The 23,693-nt window shown below is 69.5% G+C and carries 22 protein-coding genes and 2 tRNA genes; 14 read left to right on the top strand and 10 right to left on the bottom strand.

Annotation, left to right across the window (positions count from 1 at the left end):
• Positions 1-4 precede the first annotated feature (4 nt).
• The gene (locus JOD27_RS45835; RefSeq protein WP_204760799.1) at positions 5-1,474 is read left to right on the top strand and encodes a sigma-70 family RNA polymerase sigma factor; all 1,470 of its coding nucleotides are present in this window, start codon (positions 5-7) and stop codon (positions 1,472-1,474) included.
• Between the two features lie 137 nt (positions 1,475-1,611).
• Complete coding sequence (locus tag JOD27_RS04665; RefSeq protein ID WP_204760798.1) at positions 1,612-2,085, top strand: hypothetical protein; 474 nt, start codon at positions 1,612-1,614, stop codon at positions 2,083-2,085.
• On the opposite strand, the gene JOD27_RS04660 is transcribed toward JOD27_RS04665, so the two are convergent.
• Positions 2,071-4,788, bottom strand: a complete 2,718-nt coding sequence (locus JOD27_RS04660) for an AfsR/SARP family transcriptional regulator (RefSeq protein ID WP_204760797.1) — start codon at positions 4,786-4,788, stop codon at positions 2,071-2,073. The genes JOD27_RS04665 and JOD27_RS04660 overlap by 15 nt on opposite strands.
• 191 nt (positions 4,789-4,979) lie before the next feature.
• Between JOD27_RS04660 and JOD27_RS04655 the strand changes: the two genes are divergently transcribed.
• The 8 genes from JOD27_RS04655 (at position 4,980) to JOD27_RS04620 (ending at position 13,206) form a co-directional block, all read left to right on the top strand.
• On the top strand, positions 4,980-5,999 hold the full coding sequence (locus JOD27_RS04655) for a LacI family DNA-binding transcriptional regulator (RefSeq protein WP_204760796.1): 1,020 nt from the start codon (positions 4,980-4,982) through the stop codon (positions 5,997-5,999).
• A 152-nt stretch (positions 6,000-6,151) separates the two neighbouring features.
• Positions 6,152-7,390 (top strand): ABC transporter substrate-binding protein, encoded by a 1,239-nt coding sequence (locus JOD27_RS04650; RefSeq protein WP_372441671.1) that lies wholly within the window; start codon positions 6,152-6,154, stop codon positions 7,388-7,390.
• A gap of 5 nt (positions 7,391-7,395) precedes the next feature.
• Complete coding sequence (locus JOD27_RS04645; protein ID WP_307829935.1) at positions 7,396-8,343, top strand: carbohydrate ABC transporter permease; 948 nt, start codon at positions 7,396-7,398, stop codon at positions 8,341-8,343.
• Positions 8,340-9,152, top strand: a complete 813-nt coding sequence (locus JOD27_RS04640; protein ID WP_372441665.1) for a carbohydrate ABC transporter permease — start codon at positions 8,340-8,342, stop codon at positions 9,150-9,152. The genes JOD27_RS04645 and JOD27_RS04640 overlap by 4 nt, the downstream gene beginning before the upstream one ends.
• 2 nt (positions 9,153-9,154) lie before the next feature.
• Positions 9,155-10,504 (top strand): GH1 family beta-glucosidase, encoded by a 1,350-nt coding sequence (locus tag JOD27_RS04635; protein WP_307829891.1) that lies wholly within the window; start codon positions 9,155-9,157, stop codon positions 10,502-10,504.
• Positions 10,501-11,478, top strand: a complete 978-nt coding sequence (locus JOD27_RS04630) for a LacI family DNA-binding transcriptional regulator (RefSeq protein ID WP_204760794.1) — start codon at positions 10,501-10,503, stop codon at positions 11,476-11,478. Before JOD27_RS04635 ends, JOD27_RS04630 begins: the two co-directional genes overlap by 4 nt.
• A 154-nt stretch (positions 11,479-11,632) precedes the next feature.
• Positions 11,633-12,487: a hypothetical protein gene (locus tag JOD27_RS04625; protein ID WP_204760793.1), complete on the top strand. Its 855-nt coding sequence runs from the start codon at positions 11,633-11,635 to the stop codon at positions 12,485-12,487.
• Between the two features lie 20 nt (positions 12,488-12,507).
• A complete protein-coding gene (locus JOD27_RS04620; protein WP_204760792.1) occupies positions 12,508-13,206 on the top strand; it encodes an aminoglycoside 3'-phosphotransferase in 699 nt (232 codons plus the stop codon).
• Here JOD27_RS04620 and JOD27_RS04615 read toward each other — a convergent pair.
• A complete protein-coding gene (locus JOD27_RS04615) occupies positions 13,203-13,943 on the bottom strand; it encodes a DUF1684 domain-containing protein (RefSeq protein ID WP_204760791.1) in 741 nt (246 codons plus the stop codon). The two genes, JOD27_RS04620 and JOD27_RS04615, sit on opposite strands and share 4 nt — an antisense overlap.
• On the bottom strand, positions 13,940-14,914 hold the full coding sequence (locus JOD27_RS04610) for an ArsR/SmtB family transcription factor (protein WP_204760790.1): 975 nt from the start codon (positions 14,912-14,914) through the stop codon (positions 13,940-13,942). Before JOD27_RS04610 ends, JOD27_RS04615 begins: the two co-directional genes overlap by 4 nt.
• 57 nt (positions 14,915-14,971) lie before the next feature.
• Here JOD27_RS04610 and JOD27_RS04605 point away from each other — a divergent pair, with 57 nt between their 5' ends.
• Positions 14,972-15,745 carry an inositol monophosphatase family protein gene (locus JOD27_RS04605; protein WP_204760789.1) on the top strand — a complete coding sequence of 258 codons (774 nt, stop codon included), beginning with the start codon at positions 14,972-14,974 and terminating at the stop codon, positions 15,743-15,745.
• 83 nt (positions 15,746-15,828) lie between these two features.
• Here JOD27_RS04605 and JOD27_RS04600 read toward each other — a convergent pair.
• Both JOD27_RS04600 and JOD27_RS04595 read right to left on the bottom strand, forming a co-directional pair.
• Positions 15,829-15,905 (bottom strand) — tRNA-His (locus JOD27_RS04600).
• A 2-nt stretch (positions 15,906-15,907) separates the two neighbouring features.
• A tRNA-Gln gene (locus tag JOD27_RS04595) sits at positions 15,908-15,980 on the bottom strand.
• A gap of 298 nt (positions 15,981-16,278) precedes the next feature.
• Here JOD27_RS04595 and JOD27_RS04590 point away from each other — a divergent pair.
• Positions 16,279-17,826, top strand: coding sequence for a glycoside hydrolase family 13 protein (locus tag JOD27_RS04590; protein ID WP_204760788.1), 1,548 nt, complete (start codon positions 16,279-16,281; stop codon positions 17,824-17,826).
• 113 nt (positions 17,827-17,939) lie between these two features.
• On the top strand, positions 17,940-18,374 hold the full coding sequence (locus tag JOD27_RS04585; RefSeq protein ID WP_204760787.1) for a hypothetical protein: 435 nt from the start codon (positions 17,940-17,942) through the stop codon (positions 18,372-18,374).
• A gap of 183 nt (positions 18,375-18,557) precedes the next feature.
• Here the strand turns inward: JOD27_RS04585 and JOD27_RS04580 are convergent, their stop codons facing one another.
• The 4 genes from JOD27_RS04580 to JOD27_RS04565 form a co-directional block, all read right to left on the bottom strand.
• Positions 18,558-18,968, bottom strand: a complete 411-nt coding sequence (locus JOD27_RS04580) for a hypothetical protein (RefSeq protein ID WP_204760786.1) — start codon at positions 18,966-18,968, stop codon at positions 18,558-18,560.
• 575 nt (positions 18,969-19,543) lie between these two features.
• A complete protein-coding gene (locus JOD27_RS04575; RefSeq protein ID WP_204760785.1) occupies positions 19,544-20,929 on the bottom strand; it encodes a tetratricopeptide repeat protein in 1,386 nt (461 codons plus the stop codon).
• A 15-nt stretch (positions 20,930-20,944) separates the two neighbouring features.
• On the bottom strand, positions 20,945-21,865 hold the full coding sequence (locus tag JOD27_RS04570) for an ArsR/SmtB family transcription factor (protein WP_204760784.1): 921 nt from the start codon (positions 21,863-21,865) through the stop codon (positions 20,945-20,947).
• 273 nt (positions 21,866-22,138) lie between these two features.
• The gene (locus tag JOD27_RS04565; RefSeq protein WP_307829890.1) at positions 22,139-22,606 is read right to left on the bottom strand and encodes a MarR family winged helix-turn-helix transcriptional regulator; all 468 of its coding nucleotides are present in this window, start codon (positions 22,604-22,606) and stop codon (positions 22,139-22,141) included.
• 40 nt (positions 22,607-22,646) lie between these two features.
• Here JOD27_RS04565 and JOD27_RS04560 point away from each other — a divergent pair, with 40 nt between their 5' ends.
• The gene (locus JOD27_RS04560) at positions 22,647-23,579 is read left to right on the top strand and encodes an alpha/beta hydrolase (protein ID WP_204760782.1); all 933 of its coding nucleotides are present in this window, start codon (positions 22,647-22,649) and stop codon (positions 23,577-23,579) included.
• On the opposite strand, the gene JOD27_RS04555 is transcribed toward JOD27_RS04560, so the two are convergent.
• Entirely contained in the window at positions 23,524-23,688 is a 165-nt protein-coding gene (locus JOD27_RS04555) for a hypothetical protein (protein ID WP_204760781.1), read from the bottom strand. The two genes, JOD27_RS04560 and JOD27_RS04555, sit on opposite strands and share 56 nt — an antisense overlap.
• Positions 23,689-23,693 lie beyond the last annotated feature (5 nt).

Below are 23,693 nucleotides of genomic sequence, written 5' to 3'. Positions count from 1 at the left end.
TGACGTGAGGCGGCATTCTTTGATCGGGCAGCGTGGTCGACCGCCGTCGGACGCCGACCTGATCGATGCTGTCCGCGAAGGCAAGATCGAGGCCTACGGCAAGCTGTACGAACGCCACGTGCGCGCCGCCAACCTTCTCGCGATGCAGCTGTCGTCCTCACCCTCCGACGCCGACGACCTGGTGGCCGACGCGTTCGCCAAGGTGCTCGCCGCACTGCGCACCGGCGGCGGTCCCGGCACGGCGTTCCGGCCGTACTTGCTGACGGCGGTGCGCCACGCGGCGTACGACCGGACGCGCAAGGAGAAGCGGCTCGAACTGGCCGGCAACGTCGAGGAAGTCCCCGGCGCCGTGCGGGCGACGAGCGTGCCGTTCCGCGACAAGGCGGTGGAGGACCTCGACCAGGCGCTCGCGGCCACGGCGTTCGCGTCGCTGCCCGAACGCTGGCAGACAGTGTTGTGGCACACCGCGATCGAGGGCCAGTCCCCCGGCGAGATCGCCCCGCTGCTGGGCCTGACCGCGAACGGCGTCTCGGCGATGGCGTTCCGCGCCCGCGAAGGCCTGCGCAAGGCGTTCCTCCAGGCGCACGTCGCCCAGGAGCCACCGGAACGCTGCCGCACCACGGTCACCAAGCTCGGCGCCTGGACCCGCGGCGGCCTCAAGGGCCGCGAGGCCATCCAACTCGACGCCCACCTCGACGACTGCGCCGAATGCCGGTCGCTCGCCAGGGAACTGGCCGACGTCAACGGCGCGCTGCGCGGTCTCGTCGCCCCCATCGTGCTCGGCACGGGCACCGCCGGCTACCTGGCCGCGGCGAGCAAGAGCGCGGCCGTGTCGATCAGCGCGACGTCGTGGTTCGGCGTGGCCGCCTCGGCCGCGGCGGTCGTGGTCGTCGCCGGTTCCGGTGTCGTCACCACGGAACCCACCGTCACTCCCCCTGGCGCCGCGCCGTCCACGTCGACGATCGCCACGGCCGGAGTCACGCCGACCACCACGCCCTCCTCTCAGACCTCCGGCACCACGACCGGCGGAACCTCCACCGGTGGCGCCACGCCGATCATCGTGCCGAGCGGGCCCAACGGACCGACGACGACCACGACCACCGCCGGTGGCGCGCCGAGCGACGCCACGCTGTCCGGCGAGGCACCCAGCAGCATCGCGATGACCACCGAGGGCCCGCCCGACGAGATGGACATCGGCATCACCAACACCGGCTCGTCCCCGGCCACCGTGCCAACGTTGACGTTGAACCTGCCGGACAAGATCAAGACGGTCGGGCCGGGCAAGGTCCCGGAGGGGTCGGTCGGCTGTCCGGCCGGCAAGGGCACCGTCACGTGCACCGGCGGCCAGACGCTGGCGCCGGGGCAGAAGATGACGTTCAGGGTGCGGCTGCAGGCAGGGCCGAAGGCGCAGAACGGCACGATCACCGGAACCGCGGGATCGGTGCACGTGACCATTCACGTCACGATCAGCTAGTGCCGCGGCTGTCGCGGCACACGAGCAACCGATGAACGGCACATTTGTCCACTTCAGGTGACAAATGCGCCGTTCATCGCCAGCCGGATATTCCACGTCGCCCGGCGAAATAGCCCGAATGGCCGCACCATGTGCGGATGGAGCAGCTCACCGCGGCTCTCACCGTGCTCGAAGCACCGTTCCGCACGCTCGTCGACGACTCCGGCTGGGCGCACGCGAGCATGGAAGGACTGGTCCTCGACCTCGGCACGTGGTGGACCGCCGACGCGGACACCAGGCTGTCTCCCCAGGTCACGTTCAGCGTCGCCTTCACCGAGTCCACCCGTGTGCGCGGCGCCGTGTACGTGGAGGGCTTCATCTGGCTGGACGACCGCCCCGTCGCGGCCGGGTGGTGCGGGCTCGAAGACCACGTCGTCTACGGGCCGCGCGCGGAGGCCTACCTCGGCGTCCCGCTGTCTTCGCACTTCTGCCGCAGGATCCAGCAGCGCAACGGCACGGCCGCGGTGCTGATGAGCAAGCACCCCAAGCTGTTGCCGTTGCTGCGGGACGGGTTGCCGCGTGGCGCCGTGCTGACGGGAGGCAGGCCGGGACCGCGTTCAGTCAGCACCTAGCGCCGCGAACCGGGCCTCCGCCTCCTTCTCGTGCCGCGCCGCCTCCGCCGGATCCGCGACCGCCTTCGCCAGGTGCTTGTGGGCGTTGGCCGCCTCACGCCGGTCGTCGATCCGTTCGGCCAGGTCCAGTGCCTCGTGCAGGCGCACCACGGCCTCAGCGGGACGTCCGGCAGCGGTCAGCACCTCGCCGAGGTAGTTCAAGACCACGGTCTCGGTCGTGACGTCACCGATCGCGCGCACCGCCGTCAGGGCCGAGTCCAACGCGTCGAGCGCCTCGTCGTGCCTGCCCATGGCGTGCAGGATCATGCCCAGCGCGCTCTGGGTGTCGGCCTCGTCGCGGCGGCTGCCCATCTCGCGCATCAACGCCAGCGCCCCGTTGCAGGCTTCCAGGGCCTCGTCGTAGCGGCCCAGAGCGCTGTAGATGTTGCTGACGTTGCTCATCGCCTGCGACTCGAGGTGCCGGTCGCCCAGCTGCCGCGCGACCGTGATCGCCTGTTCCAGCAGCTCGGCGGCCTCGGCGTGCCGTTGCAGCGTCCGGTAGACCAGCGAGAGGTTGTTCAGGGTGCCCGCCACGCCCTGCAGGTCGCCCTGCTCGCGGAGCATCTCGATCGCACGCTCGTTGTGGTGGATGGCGTCGGAGTACCGCGCGGTCTGCCAGAACACCATCGCGTAGTTCTTCGTGGTGATCGCGAGCGCCGCCGGGTTGTCCTTCGCGGCCTCCAGCGCCAGTTCGTTGATCGTGGCCCAGTCTCTCGTGTGGCCGCGCACCATGCAGAAGAACGTCAACGCGCGCGCGAGCTGCCACGTGTGCGTGCGCCAGTCACCGTCCAACGACAACGCCACGGCCGCGACGAGCGTCTGGCGTTCGGTCTCCAGCCACTCCACCGCGTGGTCGTAGTCGCGCAGCACGAGCCGCGACTCGGGCCGGTAGCTGATGTCGACCTCGTACTTGCGGGCCGCGGGCGACATCAGCCGTGTCGCCTGGTTCGAGGTGTCCAGGAAGTGGTCCAGCAACCGGGTCAAGGGTTCGTGTGCCGTGTCCACCTTGGACTGCGCGTACTGCCGCAGCAGGTCGTGCATCCGGTAGCGGCCGACCGTCGTCGCCTCCAGCAGGTGCACGTCGACGAGGTCCTCGAGCATTCCGTCGCACTCGAGGATGTCGAGGTCGCCGAGCGCCGCGGCCTGGTGGACGTCGAAGTCCGTGCCGTGGTGCAGGCCCAGCAGGCCGAAGAGCCGCTGGTGCCCCGCGGGCAGCTGGCCGAACGACAACGCGAAGACAGCGTCCAGTTCGGATAATCGGCCCTCGCGCAACCGCGTCGCGAGGTGCGCCGTGGTCCAGGTCGGCCGGGACCGCAACCGCCCGGCGGCGAGACGCACGGCCAGTGGCAGCCTGCCGCACAGCTCGACGACCTCGCGGGCGGCGGGATCCGTTCCGCGTTCGTCGCCGACGATCGTGGCGAACAGCTGCAGCGCCTCCGCCTCGGACAGCACGTCCAGCGTGAGCGTCGACGTGCCTTCCAGCTCGACGAGCCGTGCCCGTGACGTGACCAGCACCAACGAGCCGGGCACACCCGGCAGCAGCGGCCGCACCTGATCAGCGCGCGCGGCGTTGTCCAGCACGACCAGCAACCGGCGGCGCGACAACTCGGCCCGCCACAACGCGGCCCGCTCGTCCAGGCCGACCGGGATCTCCTCCAGACCGAGCGCCCGCAACAGCACGTCCAGCGCATCGGTCGGTTCCACCGGCGCACGACCGGCGGTGTGCGCGTGCAGGTCGATGAACAGCTGACCGTCCGGATACTCCAGCCGATGCGCCAGGTGCACGGCCAGCGTCGTCTTGCCGACACCGGGCATGCCGTCGATCGCGGAGATCACCACGGCCGACTTCCCGGTGACGGCTCTCGTCAGCCGTTCGATCTCGGCGGCACGCCCGGTGAAGTCCGCGACGTCACGCGGCAACGTGTTCAACGCGGGCCTCGGCTCGTCCCCGCGCAGCAGCCGCTCGTGCAGCTCGCGCAGCTCAGACCCCGGATCGGTGCCCAGCTCCTCGGCCAGCACGACCCGCAGTTCCTCGAACGCCTGCAACGCCTCGGCAGGCCTGTTCGCCCGCTGCAGCGCGTGCATCAGCTGCAGCCACAGTTGTTCGCGCAACGGGAACTGCTTGGTCAACCGCCGCAGCTCGGCGATCAGCCGCTCACCCTGCCCGAGCTCGATCGCGAGCCGCGCGTGCTGCTCGGCGACGGTCAGCCTGCGCTCCTGTAGCAATGTCAGCTCGGCGTCGAGCCGCGACCCGACCACCAGTCCGTCGAGCGCGGGCCCGCGCCACAACGCGAGCGCTTCCTCATACCGGGTCACCGCTGTCCGGTGATCTCCCTGTCGCAGCGCCTCGTCCCCGGCCGCGCACAGCTGTCCGAAGACGAAGGAGTCGACCTCCTCGGCGGGTAGGACCAGCCGATATCCACCTGGGACGGTGACCAGTTCGTCGAGCACCAGCTTGCGCAACGCCGCGACGTAGGTCCGAATGTTCGATTCCGGTGCCGCGGGCGGAGATTCCCACACCGCTTCACTCAAATGTTCAAAGCTGACAGTCTCGTTGGCGTGCAGGGCCAACGCCGCCAGCAGCGCCCGTTGCCGGGGCCCGCCGAGCCGCAGTTCCACGCCCCCACGCCAGATCTGCAGCGGCCCAAGAAGCCGATACCGCACTGACCCTCCTCATCGGGGGGCATGGTGCCAGAACATCGGTCCGCTGTGCGGAATTTGTGCGGACGATCTTCCAAACTTCTCCTTCACCGCCGCACCGAGGGAGAACCGCCGTGTACCGGAGATCGTGGACAGGACAGGCCGCACGCTGACGTGGTTCGACCAATGCGTCGACACGTCCCTAAGATGACGGCATGACGGAGACGGCCAAACGACGTCCCGGCCCCCGGATCGAAGAGGTCGCGAGGGTCGCCGGGGTGTCGAAGTCGACCGTCTCGCGCGTCATCAACGGCGAGCAGTACGTGAGCGCCAAGGCCCGCGAGGCCGTGCACGCCGCCATCGCCCAACTGGGCTATGCGCCGAATCAGGCCGCGCGGGCCTTGGCCGGCCATCGCGCCAACGCCATCGCGCTCGTCGTCTCCGAACCGTCCGGCCGCGTGCTCTCCGACCCGTTCTTCGCCGGGGTGCTGCGCGGGATCCACGCCGAGCTCGCCGGGCGGCACCTGCAGCTGTTGCTGATGATGAGCCAGCCGTCGGACACGAGCGACCTGGTCACGTACCTCAGCAGCGGGCACGTCGACGGCGCGTTGCTGGTGAGCCTGCACGGCGAGGACCCGCTGGTGCCGATGCTCGACGAGATCGGCCTGCCGGTCGTGGTCGGCGGGCGGCCGCTCGGGAAGACGTCGGTCCCGTTCGTCGACGCGGACAACTTCACCGGTGGACTCGAGGCCGCGCGGCACCTGGTTTCGTTGGGCCGCAAGCGGATCGGCACGGTGGCGGGCCCGAAGGACATGGCTGTGGGTTCCGACCGGCTGAGCGGTTTCAAGCGCGGGCTCGGCGAGGCGAAGATTCCAGCCGGACTCGTCGTGCACGCGGACTACACGCCCGAGAGCGGCGCGCAGGCGATGGAACGGTTGCTGGACAAGGCGCCCGATCTCGATGCGGTGTTCGTCGGAGCGGACATCATGGCGTTGGGCGCATTGCAGGTGCTCCATGCGCACGGCAAGCGCATCCCGGAGGACGTCGCCGTGATCGGGTTCGACGACTCGGTGTTCGCCTCCAGCGCGTCGCCGCCGCTCACCACGATCAGGCAGGACGTCGAGGAGCTCGGCCGCACCATGACGTGGCGGCTGCTCGCGGAGCTCGCCGGTGAGGCCGGGCTGCCGCCGTCGTTGCTGCTGCCCACCACGCTCGTTCGGCGGGTCAGCGCATAACGAACTGGGAGCGTTCCCAGAAAGTACCCCCTCCCAGCCTTGACACCCTCATGTGGTGCGGTTAACACTCCTCGAAACTTCTGGGAGCGCTCCCAGAAACCCGCCCGCCGAGACCGAGGGAGTTCTCCGTGCGCCACCGCAGTTGGGTCAGCGTGCTCCTGTTGTTAGCCGCCGCCACCGCCTGTTCGTCCGGGGAAGCGACGCAGAACGGCAAGACCGAGCTGACCATCGCCACGTTCAACGAGTTCGGGTACGAGGACCTGCTCAAGGAGTACGAGGCAGCGCACCCGGACGTGAAGCTCACCCAGCGCAAGACCGGCCAGGGAGCGCCGCACCACCAGAACCTCTTCACCAAGCTGGGCGCCGGCTCCGGTCTCGCGGACATCGAGGCCGTCGAGGAGGGCTACCTCAGCCAGGTGATGGACAAGGCCGGCCAGTTCAACGACCTGAAGGAGATCGGGCCGAACGTCGACAACCGGTGGCTGAAGTGGAAGACCGACGCCGCCACCACCAAGGACGGCAAGCTCATCGGCTACGGCACGGACATCGGGCCGCTCGCGATGTGCTACCGCAAGGACCTCTTCGAGAAGGCCGGTCTGCCGTCCGACCCCGAGGCCGTGAAGGCGCTGTTCGCCACGTGGGACAGCTACTTCGCCGCCGGTGACCAGTTCATCGCGAAGTCCGGCGGGGTGGCGTGGTTCGACAGCGCCTCACAGGTCTTCAACGCCATGCACAACCAGCACGAGGTGGGCTACTTCGACAAGTCCGACAAGCTCGTCGTCGAGACCAACCCCGCCATCAAGGCCGACTGGACCGCGGTGACGAACGCGGTCGCGAAGGGCCAGTCGGCGAAGCTCGTGGCGTGGAGCAACGAGTGGAACTCCGGCTTCAAGGCCGGCGCGTTCGCCACGAAGACCTGCCCGTCGTGGATGCTCGGCGTGATCGAGGCACAGGCCGGCGCGGAGAACAAGGGCAAGTGGGCGGTCACCGAGGCGTTCCCGAACGGTGGCGGCAACTGGGGCGGTTCGTACCTCACCGTGCCGAAGCAGGGCAAGAACGCGAAGAAGGCCGCCGAGGTCGCGGCGTGGCTGACCGCGCCGGAGCAGCAGATCAAGGCGTTCAAGGCGAAGGGCACGTTCCCGAGCCAGGTCCAGGCGCTGAAGGACCCCGCCCTGCTGGAGCAGACGAACGCCTACTTCGGTGACATCAAGGCGGGCTCGCTGTTCGCCGCGCAGGCCCAGAAGGTCGCCGCCGCGCAGTACAAGGGCCCGAAGGACGGCCAGATCCAGGAGAACGTGTTCAGCCCGGCGCTGCAGTCGGTCGAGCAGGGCAAGAGCGCTGACGAGGGCTGGAAGACCGCCGTCGCGGAGGCACAGAAGGTCGCTAAGTGACCGCCGTGCTCACCAGGTCCGACCGCGAGCGGGTCGCGCAGACCCGCTCGCGGTCGCCGCGCCACCGGCTGTCCGCTTTGGACGCCAAGGTGTCGCCGTACCTGTTCGTCGCACCGTTCTTCGTGTTGTTCGGCGCGGTCGGGCTCTTCCCGTTGCTCTACACGGCCTACGTGTCGTTGTTCGACTGGGAGCTCGGCGCCGACGAGACGCCGTTCGTCGGTCTCGACAACTACCGCGAGCTGTTCGGTGACGGTCAGTTCTGGAACGCGCTGTTCAACACCTTCAGCATCTTCCTGCTCTCCAGCGTGCCGCAGGTGATCGTCGCGGTGGTGCTCGCCGCACTGCTCGCCGTCAACCTGCGCGGGCGGACGGCGTGGCGGATGGGCGTGCTGCTGCCGTACGTCGCGTCGCTGGTCGCGTTGACGATCATCTTCGGCAACCTGTTCGGCCCGCAGTTCGGGCTGGTCAACAGCGTGCTGACGACGGTGGGGATCCCGCCGATCGACTGGCAGGCCAACACGTTCGGCAGTCATGTGGCCATCGCGTCGATGGTCAACTGGCGGTGGACCGGCTACAACGCGCTGATCGTCCTGGCCGCGATGCTGGCGATTCCACGTGAGGTGCACGAGGCCGCCGTCGTCGACGGCGCCGGCCCGCTGCGCAGGTTCTTCAGCATCACGCTGCCGATGCTCAAGCCGACGCTGATCTTCGTGATCGTCACGTCGACGATCGGTGGTCTGCAGATCTTCACCGAGCCCAAGCTGTACGACCCGTCCGCGGGCAGTGGCGGCGGCGCCGAGCACCAGTACCAGACCGTGGTGCTCTACCTGTACCAGTCGGCGTTCCAGCAGCTGAACCTCGGGTACGCGGCCGCGATCGCGTGGTTGCTGTTCCTCGTCGTGATCGCGGTGGCGGGTCTGAACTTCTGGCTCACGAGGAGGGCCGTGCGGTGAAACGTCCGTCCTTTGTGGTCTACGGCGTGCTGGCCGCGTTCGTGCTGGGCTCGGCTTTCCCGTTCTACTGGTCCTACCTCGTGGCCAGCCGCGACAACTCGGTGCTCACCGGTGACTTCACGCTCGTGCCCGGCGGGAACTTCTTCGCCAACGCGGCGCGGGTGTTCGACACGATCCCGTTCTGGAAGGCGCTGGGCAACAGTTTCATCGTGTCCGGCACGGTGACGCTGTCGGTGGTGCTGCTGTCGGCGCTCGCGGGGTTCGCGTTCGCCAAGCTGCGGTTCCGCGGCCGGGGCGTGCTGTTCCTGTTCGTGGTGGCAACGTTGGCAGTGCCGACGCAGCTCGGGATCATCCCGCTGTACATGGCGATGGCGGAGTTCGGCTGGGCCGGTGAGCTGGAAGCCGTGATCGTGCCGAACCTCGTCACCGCGTTCGGCGTGTTCTGGATGCGGCAGTACCTGGTCGACGCGGTGCCCGACGAGCTCGTCGAGGCGGCGCGGATGGACGGCTGCAGCCTCTGGCGGGTGTTCTGGCACGTCGCACTGCCCGCTGCCCGCCCGGCCGCCGCGATGCTCGGCGTGTTCACGTTCATGCAGTCCTGGAACGACTTCCTGTGGCCGCTGGTCGTGCTGAACGCCGACAACCCGACGCTCCAGGTCGCGCTGGAGAAGCTGCAGAGCGGCTACTACGTCGACTACTCGCTCGTGCTCGCCGGAACGACTCTCGCGACGGTTCCGGTCTTGATCGTGTTCTTGGTGCTCGGGCGGCAGATCGTCGCGGGCGTGATGCAGGGCGCTGTGAAGGGGTGAAGGTGAAGGACATCGCTTTCCCGGACGGGTTCTTGTGGGGTGCTGCCACGGCGGCGTTCCAGGTCGAAGGGGCGACCGACGTCGACGGTCGCACCGACTCGATCTGGGACGCCTTCTGCCGCGTACCCGGCAAGGTCGTGGGCGGCCACACCGGTGAACCCGGTGCCGACCACTACCGCCGGTTCGAGCAGGACGTGCGGATGATGGCCGAGCTCGGCCTGGGCGCCTACCGGTTCTCGATCGCGTGGCCGCGGGTGCGGCCCGACGGCGGGGCGGTCAACCAGGCAGGGCTCGACTTCTACCGCCGGCTCGTGGACACGCTGCTGGAGCACGGGATCAAGCCGTGGCCGACGCTCTACCACTGGGACCTCCCGCAGAAGCTGGAGGACACCGGTGGCTGGGCGACCCGCGACACCGCCTACCGGTTCACCGAGTACGCCGAGTCGGTCGTCGAGGCGCTGGGTGACCGCGTCGACGGCTTCACGACGCTGAACGAGCCGTGGTGCGCGGCGTTCCTGGGCTATGCCGCGGGAATCCACGCGCCGGGCCGCACCGAGCCGGACGCCGCCGTGGCCGCGGTGCACCACCTGCTGCTGGCGCACGGCCTCGCGGGCGAGGTGATCCGCGGCGCGAACAAGCAGCTCGGCATCACGCTCAACATGTACCCGATCATCCCGGCCGATCCGTCGTCCGAGGCCGACAGGGACGTGGCGCGGCGGCTCGACGGCCTGCAGCAGCGGATCTTCCTGGACCCGTTGCTGAACGGCCACTACCCCGCCGACGTCGTGGAGGACCTGGAGCCGTTCGGGTTCTCGTCGGTGATCCACGAGGGCGACCTCAAGACGATCTCCGGCCCGATGGACATGCTCGGCGTCAACTACTACACCGAGCACTTCGTCAGCTCGAAGCCCGGCGAGATCGGGCCGTCGCCGTGGGTCGGCGTCGGGGACCACTCGTTCCCGCGCCGCGACGCGCCGGTCACCGACATGGGCTGGGAGGTGCGGCCGGACGGGCTCACGTCCGTGCTGCTGCGCGTGCACCACGACTACCCGTCGATTCCCTTGTACATCACCGAGAACGGTGCCGCGTACCCGGACGAGCCGGGAGTCGACGACGCGGAACGCACCGAGTACTTGGCCTCGCACCTGAGGGCCGCGCACGCCGCCATCGCCGCCGGAGTCGACCTGCGGGGCTACTTCTGCTGGTCGTTGATGGACAACTTCGAGTGGGCCGAGGGCTACGCGAAGAGGTTCGGCATCGTGCACGTCGACTACGAGACGCAGGTGCGCACGCCGAAGATGAGCGCCCGCTGGTTCTCCGCGGTGGCGCGCAGCAACGCAATCGCCTCATGACCCGGCGCCCCGGCATCGACGAGGTCGCCCGGCTTGCCGGGGTGTCGAAGTCCACCGTGTCCCGAGTGCTCAACGGTGCACCGCACGTGAGTGCTCGGGCACGGGAGGCGGTGCGGCGAGCGGTCATGCAGCTCGACTACTCGCCGAACCAGGCCGCACGGTCGTTGGCAGGCCATCGCGCGCACGCGATCGCGCTGGTCGTCTCCGAACCGAGCGGCCGCGTGCTGGCGGACCCCTTCTTCGCCGGGGTCATGCGCGGAGTTCACGCCGAGCTGGCCGGGCATCGCACCCAGCTGGTGCTGATGATGAGCCAGCCGGGCGACGTCGGCTCGTACCTCACGAGCGGGCACGTCGACGGGGCGTTGGTGATCAGCCTGCACGGTCACGACCCGCTGCTGTCGTTGTTGCACGACAACGGCTTGCCGGTGGTGGCCGGCGGGCGGCCGTTGGCGGGCGGGCCCGTGCCGTACGTCGACTCGGACAACTTCACCGGCGCGGTGGAGGCGACGCAGCACCTGGTCTCGCTGGGATGCGAGCGGATCGGGACCATCGCCGGTCCCGCCGACATGGCGGTGGGCCTCGACCGGTTGTCCGGGTGGCGGCGGGCGATGTCCGGCCGGCGCACGGATCTGGTGGTGCACGCGGACTTCACGCCGGAGGGCGGAGCTGCCGCGATGACGTCGCTGCTGGCCCGCGAGCCCGAGCTGGACGCGGTGTTCGTGGCCGCGGACATCATGGCGCTCGGGGCGTTGCAGGTGCTGCACGCCGCCGGTCGCCGGGTGCCGGACGACGTGGCCGTGGTGGGCTTCGACGACTCGGTGCCCGCGGTGCCGCCGTTGACGACGGTGAAGCAGGACGTGGAGAAGTTCGGACGGATGCTGACGTGGCGCCTCCTCGCCGAGATCGAGGGCGAGGAGGGCCTGCCGCCGTCCGTGCTGCTGCCTACCTCGCTCGTGCTGCGGACGAGCGCCTGAGCCCCGGGAAAGGGCTTACATCGGTGATCATCGACTCTGCGTCACACCTGAGGCCTGATTTTCACCCGGTCGGCACAACCTCACGGCACTCTCGGTAACACCTGGCGCGGCCGCTCGATGGTCAGGCGTACGAACGACCACGAGGGAGCGCGACGTGATCGAGAACTCGGCCGCCGGTCTGGTGATGGTGCCCGGCGAGGTGACGGTGACCGTCACCGGCGAGGAGCACCACCAGGACGCACTGGCCAGGTACGCCGTTCCGGACGGCGTCACGCGGCACGTCGCCGTGCACCTGACGTGGTGCGCGATCGCCGCCGGCAAGTACCGCGGTCAGCGTGGCATCGAGGTGCGGCTCGACGGTCAGCGCGTGGGCGAGCTCACCTTCCTGATGTCGCAACGGTATGCGCCGGTGCTGATGCACGTGGAATCCGGCGGCGGCTCGACCGGGTGCGCGGCGTTGGTCCAGCGCGGCACCAACGGATTGCTGCAGATCGTGCTGCGCATGCCGCGCGAGATTCCACGTAGCGCGGTGGTGCCGGTCGCGTCGAAGCCGAAGGCGTGGGTGGCGCCGGTGGCGATCGGTGCGGCCAGCCTGCTGGGGTTCTTCTTCGTCATCGGCATCGTCGGCGCTGCTGTCGGCGGTTCCGACAAGGGTTCCGCGTCGAGTTTGACGACGACGGTCTCACCCACCACGACGACCACGACGGTGCAGCCGACCATGACGACTACCACCACCACGACAACGACCACTACGACGACCACCACCACCACTCCCCCGGCGGTGGCGCAGCCGAAGCCCCAGCCGCAGCCGCAGCCGCAACCGGTGCCCGCTCCGGCACCGCAGCCGAAGTGCGACCCGAACTACAGCGGCTGCGTGCCGATCGCGTCCGACGTCGACTGCGCCGGTGGCAGCGGGGACGGGCCCGCGTACGTCAAAGGTCCGATCCGCGTGATCGGCAGTGACATCTACCGGCTGGACAACGACAAGGACGGCATCGCCTGCGAGTGACGTGGTGGTTTGATCAAGGCGTGGAGATTCCGGCGGAAGTGGTGCGCGCGGTCGGCACGGACGCGGTGTGGTCGCTCGCCCACGAAGGCCTGTCCGGTGACGTCTGGCGAGTGGGCTCCTGTTGGGTGAAGCGCGCCGGGGTCGACGAGCGGGACCGGTTGTCGTGGCTGGGCGAACGCGTCGAGGTGCCCGAGGTCAAGGCGTTCGCGGACGGCTGGCTGGTGCTCGCCGACGTCGGTGCGCCTTCGCTGGCTTCGGCGGATCCGGTGCTCGCGGGGACCGTGATGGGAGAAGTGCTGCGGTCGTTGCACGCGCTGCCGGTGGCCTCGTGCCCGTTCGACGCGCGCATGGCCGTCATGATCGAGAAGGCACGGCACAACGTCGAAGCGGGCCTTGTCGATCCGGGCGACTTCGACGACGACAATCTCGGGGCCACGCCGTCGGAGCTGCTGGAGCGGTTGGTCGCGACCGCGCCGGAGGACGAGGATCTCGTGGTGGCGCACGGCGATTTCTGCCCGCCGAACGTGCTGCTGCGCGCCGACGGCACGACCGTGCTGATCGACGTGTCCCGGCTGGGCGTGTCCGACCGGCACCGCGACATCGCGTTGGCGCACAGGGAGTTGGGCGAGGAGGCCGCAGACGCGTTCGACCGCGCCTACGGCCTCACCCCCCGCCCGGAAAAGCTCGCCTGGTACCGGTTGCTCGACGAGTTCTTCTAACCCCGCTCGTACGGCGTCTTCTCCCCCGCCTCGACGCCGAACGGCAGGTGGTTGCCCGCGGGCGGCAGCGGGCAGGTGGCGAAGTCGGTGAACGCGCACGGCAGGTTCGTCGCGCGGTTGAAGTCGAGCACGACCTTGCCGTCCACCGGGGTCGCGGCCAGAGATCGGTTCGCCGCGTACGTGGTCACACCGCTGGTGGCGTCGGTGAAGAGGATGTTCAGGCCGCCGTTGCGTCCGTTGAACGCCGTCAACGCGTGCTCGGCGCCGTCGTACGTGAACCGCACACGGCCCGGTGCCTCGTACACGTGGCTGAGTCCTTCCACGACCGCACCAACGGTCGTGGGGATGGGCGCGTCGAACGGCTCGTACACGCCCTCGATCACCCACTGCTGCCGCGGTTCGTACGACGGCACGCCGTGGAAGTTCCGCAGTACCTCTGCCTTCGGGTCGTGGACCCGGATCAGGTATCCGCCGCGGCGGGCGATCTCGATCTCGACGTCGCCCGCTGTGACGCGCGTGCCGGGGCCGCTCTGGACGAGTTCGAACCGCTGCGGTTCGCCGTCGTTCTGCCAGTACGCCGCGTCGTCGTCCTGCCACCACACGCCCGGTAGGCCGTCATAGGCGCGTGGGGTGGTCTCCAGCCAGTCGAGCGAGACCAGCGCGAGCCAACCGTACGGGTCGGCAAGGCTCTTCTCCCGCTCCGTCTTCCAGGTCTGCCAGTCGTCCTCGAAGCTCATGTCCGTGGCAACGGCGGGCGCGTGCTGTTGCTTCCCTGTCCCACGGAGTGGGAAACGAGGGCTTCCCCGAGTTCGGTGCGGGCATACACGACGCTGCGGCCGTGCCTTTGCGAGGCGAGCAGACCGGCGTCGCGCAACGCCCGCAGGTGCTGGTTCACCGCCGAGGTCGTGACGCCGGTGCGGCGCGCGATGTCGGTGGACGACCGCGGTTCGCCGAGCTCGGCGAGCAGGTCCGCCCGCACCTGGCCGAGCACACCCGCCAGCGCGGCGGGACCGCGGCCGCGACCGGTCTCCCACACCGTGCCGAGCCCGCGGGCCGCGTAGATCAGCAACGGCGGCGCGCCGGGGTCGACGGGCACCGCCGTGCGCAGCGCGAACAGGCTGGGCACCAGGGTGAGCCCCTGCCCCCTGGCCTCGACCCGCCTGGGCTCGACCCCCTTGATCAGCACGATGACGACGGGGCTGACGAACGTGATCCGCTCGGAGATCCCGGAGAGCATCGTCGCCAGGCCGTGCTGGGCCATCTCCCTCCCGCGGTGGGCGATGTCCGCCTCGAGAACGGTGCGCATGCGCTCCCAACGCCCGGAGAACGCGACGTGCCAGTAGGTCTCCAGCGCGTCGAACACGCGATTGCGGTCCCGCAGCACGGCCGGCACCTCGCCGAGCACCGCGCGCAGGTCGCGTCGCATGGTGCGGGTGGGGATCTCGCGCAGCGCGGCGAACTCGTCCTCGATCTTCGTGAACGGCGTCAGCGGGCGCGGGCTGAGGAAGTCCGGCGTCCAGCCCCGTTCGTTCGACAGGGCGAGCAGTACCTCGAGGTCGACGTCGCGCACCCGGCGCGCGAACGGCAGGTGCAGCGGGTACCTGGCCGGCAGCTTCAGCACGCGCAGGCTGAGCGTGAGCTCGTTGAGCGGCGACACGGCGAACCGCACGTCGACCAGGTCGGACTCGCCGAGCACGAACTCGATCATGTAGCAGAACGCTACATCAGTTACCCGGCACCGGCGCGGGCCGACAAGCTCCCCGCCATGTGGACCGATCTGGATCTGGCGTTGCGAATCGTGCGGGAGGCCTCGGAAGTGGCGGCGGCCGCGTTCGCCTCGGACACCCTGCACCCGCGGCACAAGGCGGACGGCAGCGAGGTCACCGCCATCGACCTCGCGATCGAGGACCTCGTGCGCAGGAGGCTGGCCGAGACCGTGCCCGAGGACGGCGTCGCCGGTGAGGAACGCCCTGAGAGGTACGGGACTTCTGGCAGGCGCTGGCTCGTCGACCCGATCAGCGGAACCGCCGACTTCGTGCGCGGACGGCCGACGTACTCGGTGGACCTGGCCATGACGGACACAAGCGGCCCGGCGGTCGCGGTGTCGGCTCTGCCGTCGCTCGGCCGCATCATGGCGGCGGGGCGCGGCATCGGGTGCCGTGTGTTCGACGGCACCGCCGAAACCGCGGGACGCGTGTCCACACAGGACTCGATGTTCGGCGCTCGGGTGTGCTTGCACGGCAAGAAGAAGCCCGCGCTGGACGGATGTGTCGTGGTGGACGACAGCGTTTCGGTGCTGAGCCTCGTCACCGGAGAGATCGACGCGATCGTGGTCGCCGGTGCCCAGCTGGACGAGTTCGACCTGGCGTGTCTGCCGGTGCTCGTGCAGGAGGCCGGTGGCCGGGTGACGATCACCGAGGACGTCGTGCTGGCCACCAACGGTGTCCTGCACGACGCGTTCCTCGGCGTTCTGTCGAGACCCACCTGGGAGTCGAACCCAGTGTCAACGCTTTTGCAGAGCGTTCCACGGCCGTCGTGACGTGGGTCGGGCATCGCGCGTCCTGGTGTCGAACCAGGCAGCCCGGGCTTATGAGGCCCAGGTGACCACCGGGTCCCGCGCGATGGGGTGACCGACCGGACTCGCACCGGCTTCGACCAGGACCACAACCTGGCGCCTCGACTGCTTCGGCTTCGGTCACAGCTGCCCGTCGAGGACTCGAACCTCGATCTCCGCGTCCAGAGCGCGGCGTCCGTGCCAATTGGACCAACGGGCAACAAAAAAGCCGTCTCGTCGCAGCGGCGACGGGACGGCTCCCCGGGACATGGATCAACTCATGTCGGGGAGCACCAGACGTGCTGATGACACATGTGCTGCATCACGGCTGGGCTCCTTCCTCCGGTTCGTTGCGATCCACTCTGACGGACGTCACGGAGGTGCCGCAACGCATTATTCGAGCTGCAAAAGTTTGCAGGATTGAGGCATGTTCTCAAGTGTTCCTCATGTCGACTTGCGGAAAATATTTGCAACGTCTTTCCTGGACCGCTGACACACCCCGTCGGAAGGTTCAGGACATGTCCCAGAACTGGTGGCGACACGCCGTCATCTACCAGGTCTACGTGCGCAGCTTCGCCGACTCGAACGGCGACGGCGTCGGTGATCTGCCCGGCATCCGCTCACGCCTGCCCTACCTGCGCGACCTCGGCGTCGACGCGGTGTGGATCACGCCGTTCTACGCCTCGCCGATGGCCGACGGCGGCTACGACGTGGCGGACTACCGCGCGGTGGACCCGCAGCTCGGCGAGCTCGACGACGTGCGCGCGCTGGTCGCGGACGCGCACGACCTCGGCCTCCGGGTGATCGTCGACATCGTGCCGAACCACAGCTCGGACCAGCACGAGTGGTTCCAGGAGGCGCTGGCCGGCCGTGGCCGGGAGCGCTACATCTTCCGCGAGGGCGTGGGCGAGGGGCCGCCGAACGACTGGGAGTCGGTGTTCGGCGGTCCGGCGTGGACGCGGGTCGCTGACGGGTCCTGGTACCTGCACCTGTTCGCGCCGGAGCAGCCGGACCTGAACTGGGAGCTGCCCGAGGTGCGCGCGGAGTTCCGCGACGTGCTGCGGTTCTGGCTGGACCTCGGCGTCGACGGGTTCCGGGTGGACGTGGCGCACGGGATGATCAAGGCGGCGGGGCTTCCGGACATCGGGCACGCGGACCAGCTGAAGCTGCTGGGCACGGAGCCGTTGCCGTTCTTCGACCAGGACGGTGTGCACGAGATCCACCGCGAGTGGCGTGCCGTGGTGGACTCGTACCCCGGTGAGCGCGTCCTTGTGGCAGAGGCGTGGACGCCTTCTGCCGAGCGCACGGCGCTGTACCTGCGTCCCGACGAGATGCACCAGGCGTTCAACTTCCACTACCTGACGGCGGAGTGGACCTGCGAGGCGTTGCGGTCGGTCATCGACTCGTCGTTGGCGGCTGTGGCTCCGGTTGGTGCGCCTACTACGTGGGTGCTGTCGAACCACGACGTGCAACGGCACGTGACGCGGTACGGCGGCGGCGAGACCGGCCTGCGGCGTGCGCGCGCCGCGCTGGCGTTGATGCTGGCGCTGCCGGGGTCGGTGTACCTGTACCAGGGCGAGGAGCTCGGTCTGCCCGAGGTGCTGGACCTGCCGGACGAGGTGCTGCAGGACCCGATGTGGGAGCGCTCCGGCCACACCGAACGCGGCCGTGACGGGTGCCGCGTGCCGCTGCCGTGGGCGTCCTCCGGTCCTTCGCTCGGGTTCGGCACGGGCGGGTCGTGGCTGCCGCAGCCCGCGGACTGGGCGAAGCTCAGCGTGGAGGCGCAGTCGGGCGACCAGGACTCGATGTTGTCGTTCTACCGCACCGCTTTGCGCATCCGCCGCGAGCACCCCTCGCTGGGCGCCGGCGACGGTGTGAAGTGGGTCGACGGGCCGGCGGACGTGCTGTGGTTCGAGCGGGACGGTTTCTCGTGCGCGGTGAACCTGTCCGGCGAGGTCGTCGCGCTGCCGGATCCGGGTGCGGTGCTGCTGGCCTCCTCGTACTACGGGGTGCGCGACGGCCAGCTGCTCCTTCCGCCGGACACCGCCCTGTGGTGGGAGCTCTGACCAGCACTTCCACTTGATCCACAACACCGTCAGACCCCCCGAGCACGGTTCGTCCACATCGGCTTCGAACCACCTCCGGGGGTCTGACTGCGCATGCCGACGAGGACGTCCGGGTGATGCCCGCGGAATGGCTGCGGCAGGCGTTCCCCAGACACGGCGCGAGACCGGTGCTCCGCTGCGCACTCGGCCAACCTGCGCCGCCGACGTGCCACACCCGCGAGGGCCTCGTGCTCGTCGTCCCCATGCAGAGTCCCGAGGACTACGACGCCCTGCTTGACATGGACGAAGACGAGCCGGCCGAGGAGTCCAAAGCCGCGATCGAGGCATTCCTGGCCGCGGCTCATGGCACCAACACACCGAAGGAGGGGACGGTGACCTGCCTGGCCACCGACCGCTCTTCCTCACCCCACGCCTCGTCGTCGGCAGGCGCTCGCCCACAGGGCACCGTCGACGCCGCCGGTGACGTGGAAGGGTTGGCAGCGCTGCGGTTTCCACCGTGGACGAACCATCCACAGTGGATCTGCGGTCGGCTCGACGGCGGATCCTGACGGGCGGCCACGACCGGAGTCGCGGCCGCCACGATCCTGCCTGTCAGGACCAACAGCACTGAGCGGTCATGCAACGCCACCCTCGACTCTGCCCGGTCGTGACCCTATGCCACGCCACGCGAAATAGGGCAGCTCGCTGATCCGGTTCCGTCCAGATCCGACGCCGGCCGGCAGCGAACGGGGTCAGCAGTCGTCCACTCGCCAGGCACCGTTCTCCCGAACCCACGGCTCACTCCGCTGGTTCAGTTCGGACTTGGCGTAGGTAGTGGTCACCCGGCCCAGATCACCCGCGATCTGGTCGACCTTGAGCGACACGATTTCCTGCGGTCCGTACATGTCTTTCGCCGCTGCGATGACCTGCAGAAATCCGGCGCGCGGCATGCGGTCCTTGCAGCGCTGCGACAACTGTTCGTACGCCGCGCTGTTCCCGGAGAGAAATGCGTCGGAGTACGCGCGCACCGCTGCTTCGAGTTCTGCTGACGAGTCCTCTGTCGATGTGAGCGCCGCTGCCGTAGTCGCTTGAAGCATCACGTGTTCTGTTGCTGTCGACTGTTCCTTGCTACCGCAGCCCGCGATGACCACGAGCACGACCAAGACCGCCACTAAAGGCCCGAATCGAGTCACATCGAGTCGTCGGAAACAGACGGCATCACGTTAGCAATTGCCTCAAGCATTCACTCGATCTCGCGAACGCCGCGCTGAGATTCACCCCGAACAGTGGACACCGAGCTTCGTCGTCTCGTGCCGCCTGCCTCGCTGCTCGATCGAGTTCGGCCGGCCGATGGCGGTGTGAGAAGCGCCGGGCTGAGATCATCCGGTGGAAGCTGTCCGGCTCACCCCACCGCCACCCGGACCAAATCAATCCCGCTGGACCTCCACGACGGCGTTCGCCATGCCTGGCGGCGTCGTCACCATGAAAGGCTGGAATTGACGCCATGACTGTCGGATACCGGCGCCAGGAGCCGCCGGCGCCACCGGAGCGGATCCTTGCGCAGGAGCGACGGATCGGGGTTCAAGGCTGAGTCGTGGCCCGGATTCCCGGCTTCACTGCGAGCGGTCGAGTAACGACGTCGTCGACCAGCCGGGACGCTGGCTGTCCGGGCAGCTGCGGGTCAGTGCGGTCGGTCCGGCACGCCTGGCTGACCGATCTGACCGCAGCGCTCACCGTGTCAGCCGATGCGGCGCACCGAGTCCTGGACAACGTCACGGACAGCCTGGTCGCCCGCGTGCGCGAGGCCGGCGCTCACCTGCACCGCGCGGGGCTGCGCGCGGCGGCGGCCCAGCTCACGGCGTTCGCCGACGGTCCGGCCGCGGCCACGTGGCTCCGCGCGCACCTCCGGCTGCTGGTGACCGGCGATGCGCGCTGACACGACCGACGCCGTCGGGTCGATGCGGTGCGACAGCACGTAGTCCTCGGCGGCTTCGGCGACCCTTCCCAGCCGGTCCAGCACGAAGCCCCGGAGGTAACTCGCACGCGCCGCACCCCAGCCGCCCAGGGCCACGCCGCGGCTGTAGGCCTCGATCGCGTCGTCCCACCGGCCGCACGCCGCCAGCGCGTCGCCTCGTAACGCCCACGTCCTGTCGTCGCCGGGGCTGAGCTCGACCAGTTCGTCGGCGTAGCCGAGCGCGCGCTGTGCCAGTCCGACGGTCAGGTGGGTCTGCACGAGGAGGCGGTACAGCGCGTAGGCCTCGTCCGTCCACGCGAGCTGGTCCATCTCGGCCGAGCCCGGCGCGACGGAGGTCAGGCACTCCACCGCGCGGCCGAGCAGCAGGTGCGTCTCGCCGATGTCGCGCCGGACGAACGGAACAGCCGCGATGGCCCGGTGCAGCCGGGCCCGCTGGAGTGCGCCGGTGAACCCCTTGTGCGGCAGCTCCGACGAGGCTTTCACCGCGAGCGCCGCACCGGCCCGCAGTGACGTCGAGTCGGCGCCGCGGGCGGCGTTGCGGAACACCACGAACAGCGCGAGGTCGCGCCGCGTCTCGGCAGGAAGCCCGGACCTGGCGCCCCGCAACGCCATCGCCTCGACCGCGGAGGCCGGGAGGTGGCAACGCAGGACCGCGAGCTGTTCCATCGCGAGATCCGGTGACAGCACGTGGCGCCGCGCGTCGATCACGCTGAGCCCGATGACCGAGGCCGCACGCTGCGGATATCCCAGGCGCAGCAACAGATCGCACGCGACACGGCGTTCGGCGGTGCGCAACGAGCCGAGCGCGCGTTCGTGCACCCGCCACCACAGCTCGGAGGCGAGGTCGACCGGGAACGTCGTCATGTCGGCGCCGACGCCGTCGAGCCGCCCCCAGCTCGCGGCCGTCAGCAACCGCAGGTGAGCCGACGGTGGCGGTTCGAACCGGGGCACGCCCGCCGAGGCGCCCGTCACGAAAGCCCGGGCCATCGCGTGGGTGATCTTCGCGTGCACCGGCGAGGAGGGTCCTGGAGCGGACAGTCCCGCGTAGACGCCGCAGGCGACCGGAACCCCGGCGGTGAGCAGGGCGCGCAGCCGGGTGGCCAGCGCGCGAGGGCTCGGGTCGGTGCGGTACCGCGGCAGCGCGGCCATGCGGGCCTCCCAGGTTCAGTTCAGCAGTTCCCAGCCCCGTCGGGTCAGGCGGTGGCGGACGGACCTGCCGTTGCGGTGGGTCGACACGAACCCCGCGGTGCGCAGGGCGGTCGCGTGCTGTGACGCCGTCGGCAGGCTGATGCCGACGTGCTTGGCGAGCTCGGTGGTGGTGCGTTCGGACGTCAGCGCCCGCAGCACCAGCGTCCGGGTGCGGCCGAGGGCCAGCTCCAGGCTGGCGCCGCTCGGCTGCGGTGCCGCGACCGGGTAGAAGAGCAGCGGCTGCGGTTCGGCGAACATCGCCACCGCCGGGCGGGTGAGCCCGTTCAGCACCGGCACGATCAGCACCCCCGTGCCGCGCAACGAGATCTCGGTGTCCCAGGACAGCTCGACGTGCAGCGCGGGCGAGGTCCACGAGATCGACGGGTGCAGGTTACCGAGCAGATCGCCGAGCCCGCGCGCCACCGCCTGGGACGACCGCAGCCGCACCTCCGCGTCGAACGCCTGGCGCGTCTCCGGCCAGTTCCGTCCGAGCAGGTCGCGGAAACCGGCGTTGAGCGCCGACCTCAGGTCCTGCCGCGAGGTCGGGGTGCCCGCCGCGAACGACCGCAGCCACGGCGACGTCGTGCCCAGCATGTTCGCGATCTGGTCACGCACCCTCGTCGAGGGCGCCTCGAGCACCTGGCGCACGGCCTCGTCGAAGTCGGGGCGCGCCGAGTTGAAGAAGTCGGGAATGAACCTGCCCGGCCTGACCAGTTCGGCGAGCGGGCGGATCTGCGGCAGGAGCAGGCGGTCCCAACTACCGCTGTGCACCGTGAAGATCAGTTCGTACATCGGCAGCGGTGCCGACGCGAACCTCGTGCGCGCGAGATCTTCCAACTCGAAGAGAATCGTCAACCCGCGACCCTTGGGCGCGGACTCGGACAACACTATCGGCATTTGCTTCCCCCCGGAGTGCAACCACTTCCGACGGTACGCAGCTTCCGTTGTCCGGTGTCAGTGTTGTTCCGGTTGACAACGATCGGTGGACAACGCTCACACGATCGGTCTGGTTTGCGCCATGAGGTTCAACAGCAGGTCACGGACGTGCGCACGCTCGTCCGGCGTCTTCTGATCACGCCAGAGCTCCTCCGCCGGCGTCAGTCCGTCGAGCGCACCGGAAATCAGGTCAGCGCGTTGTGGATGAAGCCCGTCGGAATCGCGAGGCCGTCGTCAGCCGGTGGGCATGCCGATCCGGTCGCGTTCCAGCGCGGCACGCAGCAGTGCCAGGACCTCGGCGCCGGCCGACGCCCGGACGGGATCGAGGGCTCCCTCGACCAGTTCGGCCACCCGGTCGGTGAAGGTCTGTTCGGCGGCGTCGACCAGGCGAACGCCGTCGTCGGTCAGGACCAGCAGGGAGGAACGCCGGTCGGCCGGGTTGGGCCTGCGGGCGACCCAGCCGTGTCGTTCGAGGCGATCGACTCCCTTGCTGGTCGCGCCGATGCCGACCGCGAACTCGGTGGCGAGGTCCGCGACCCGCGATTCCGGGTGCTCGCGCAGGTAGTGCAGGAACTCGTACTGCGAGGTCACTATCCCGTGCCGCTCCCGCAGCCGGTCGTTGAGCGCGTTGTACAGCCGCGTCTCGCAGCGCACGAGGTCGGCGAACAGAGTGCTCGGATCAGGCTTCGATTTAGATGCCACGGCATATACTGTAGCGGCATACACTTCTGAGGGGATGGTCATGGGCAGGGAACAACGAGAGAAGCTCGACGCGATGCTGCGCAGCCGGCCGTGGCCTGAGGGGCCGCAGCCGGTCGAGCAGATGCGCATGGGGTTCGCCGCGATGATGGCCACGATGGCGGTGCCGGAGGGGATCACGACCGAGGACACCGTGCTCGGGTCGCGCCGGGCCCTGCTGGTCGAACCGGCCGGTACCCGGCGACCCGGCACGATCCTGTACTTCCACGGCGGCTCGTACGTCGTCGGCGCCCCGGAGACCGCACTGTCGCTGACGGGGAGCCTGGTGGTCAGGACCGGGTTCCGGGCACTCTCGCTCGACTACCGGCTCGCGCCGGAACACCCGTTCCCCGCCGCGATCGACGACGCGGTGGCCGCCTACCGCGCGTTGCTCGACTCCGGCGAGGACCCCGAGTCCATCGCGTTCGCCGGCGACTCGGCCGGTGGTGGCCTGACCGTGACGACCTGCCTGGCGGCCCGTGCGGCGGGACTCCCGATGCCCGCGGCGATCGTGGCCTTCTCCCCCGGCCTGGACGGCACGCGCACCGGCGAGAGCATGGACACCAGGGAGGACGCGGACCCGTTCTTCACGCGTCAGACGCTCGAGCGCACCGGCGCGCTCTACCTCGCGGGCCAGGATCCGCGGCAGGAGCTCATCAGCCCCGCGCTGTTCGGCGACCTGACGGGACTACCGCCGATGTTGCTCCAGGCCGGCACCAACGAGGTGTTGCTGGACGACTCCACGCGGATGGCGGCCCGCGCCCTGGCGGCCGGGGTGGACGTCGTCCTCGACGTCACCGCTGACGTGCCGCACGTGTTCCAGGCGTTCACCGGCGTGCTCGAGGAGGCGGACGCCGCTCTCGACCGCGCGGCGCTCTTCCTCACCCAGAACGTTCGGGCGAGGTCTCCGCGAACCGTTCCTGCAGCCGTTGCCTGACCTGGTCCGGGGTGTAGGCGGCGCGGCGGCGCTGGTTGCGGGCCACGACCACACCGCTCGCCGCGACACCCGCGAACGCGGCGATGCCGAGCACCTTCCAGAGCTTCATATGCC

Origin of the sequence: Lentzea nigeriaca, assembly GCF_016907955.1 — a bacterium.
Lineage (GTDB): Bacteria > Actinomycetota > Actinomycetes > Mycobacteriales > Pseudonocardiaceae > Lentzea > Lentzea nigeriaca.
The sequence above is the reverse complement of the archived record's forward strand: the minus strand, read 5'-3'. Positions and strand labels throughout refer to the sequence as shown.

Excerpts from the sequence above, each read along its gene's own strand:
- JOD27_RS04665 (WP_204760798.1), top strand. The coding sequence starts at position 1,612 with ATGGAGCAGCTCACCGCGGCTCTCACCGTGCTCGAAGCACCGTTCCGC.
- JOD27_RS04610 (WP_204760790.1), bottom strand. The coding sequence starts at position 14,914 with ATGATCGAGTTCGTGCTCGGCGAGTCCGACCTGGTCGACGTGCGGTTC.
- JOD27_RS04615 (WP_204760791.1), bottom strand. The coding sequence starts at position 13,943 with ATGAGCTTCGAGGACGACTGGCAGACCTGGAAGACGGAGCGGGAGAAG.
- JOD27_RS04560 (WP_204760782.1), top strand. The coding sequence starts at position 22,647 with ATGGGCAGGGAACAACGAGAGAAGCTCGACGCGATGCTGCGCAGCCGG.
- JOD27_RS04605 (WP_204760789.1), top strand. The coding sequence starts at position 14,972 with ATGTGGACCGATCTGGATCTGGCGTTGCGAATCGTGCGGGAGGCCTCG.
- JOD27_RS04630 (WP_204760794.1), top strand. The coding sequence starts at position 10,501 with ATGACCCGGCGCCCCGGCATCGACGAGGTCGCCCGGCTTGCCGGGGTG.
- JOD27_RS04570 (WP_204760784.1), bottom strand. The coding sequence starts at position 21,865 with ATGCCGATAGTGTTGTCCGAGTCCGCGCCCAAGGGTCGCGGGTTGACG.
- JOD27_RS04555 (WP_204760781.1), bottom strand. The coding sequence starts at position 23,688 with ATGAAGCTCTGGAAGGTGCTCGGCATCGCCGCGTTCGCGGGTGTCGCG.
- JOD27_RS04655 (WP_204760796.1), top strand. The coding sequence starts at position 4,980 with ATGACGGAGACGGCCAAACGACGTCCCGGCCCCCGGATCGAAGAGGTC.
- JOD27_RS04590 (WP_204760788.1), top strand. The coding sequence starts at position 16,279 with ATGTCCCAGAACTGGTGGCGACACGCCGTCATCTACCAGGTCTACGTG.
- JOD27_RS04575 (WP_204760785.1), bottom strand. The coding sequence starts at position 20,929 with ATGGCCGCGCTGCCGCGGTACCGCACCGACCCGAGCCCTCGCGCGCTG.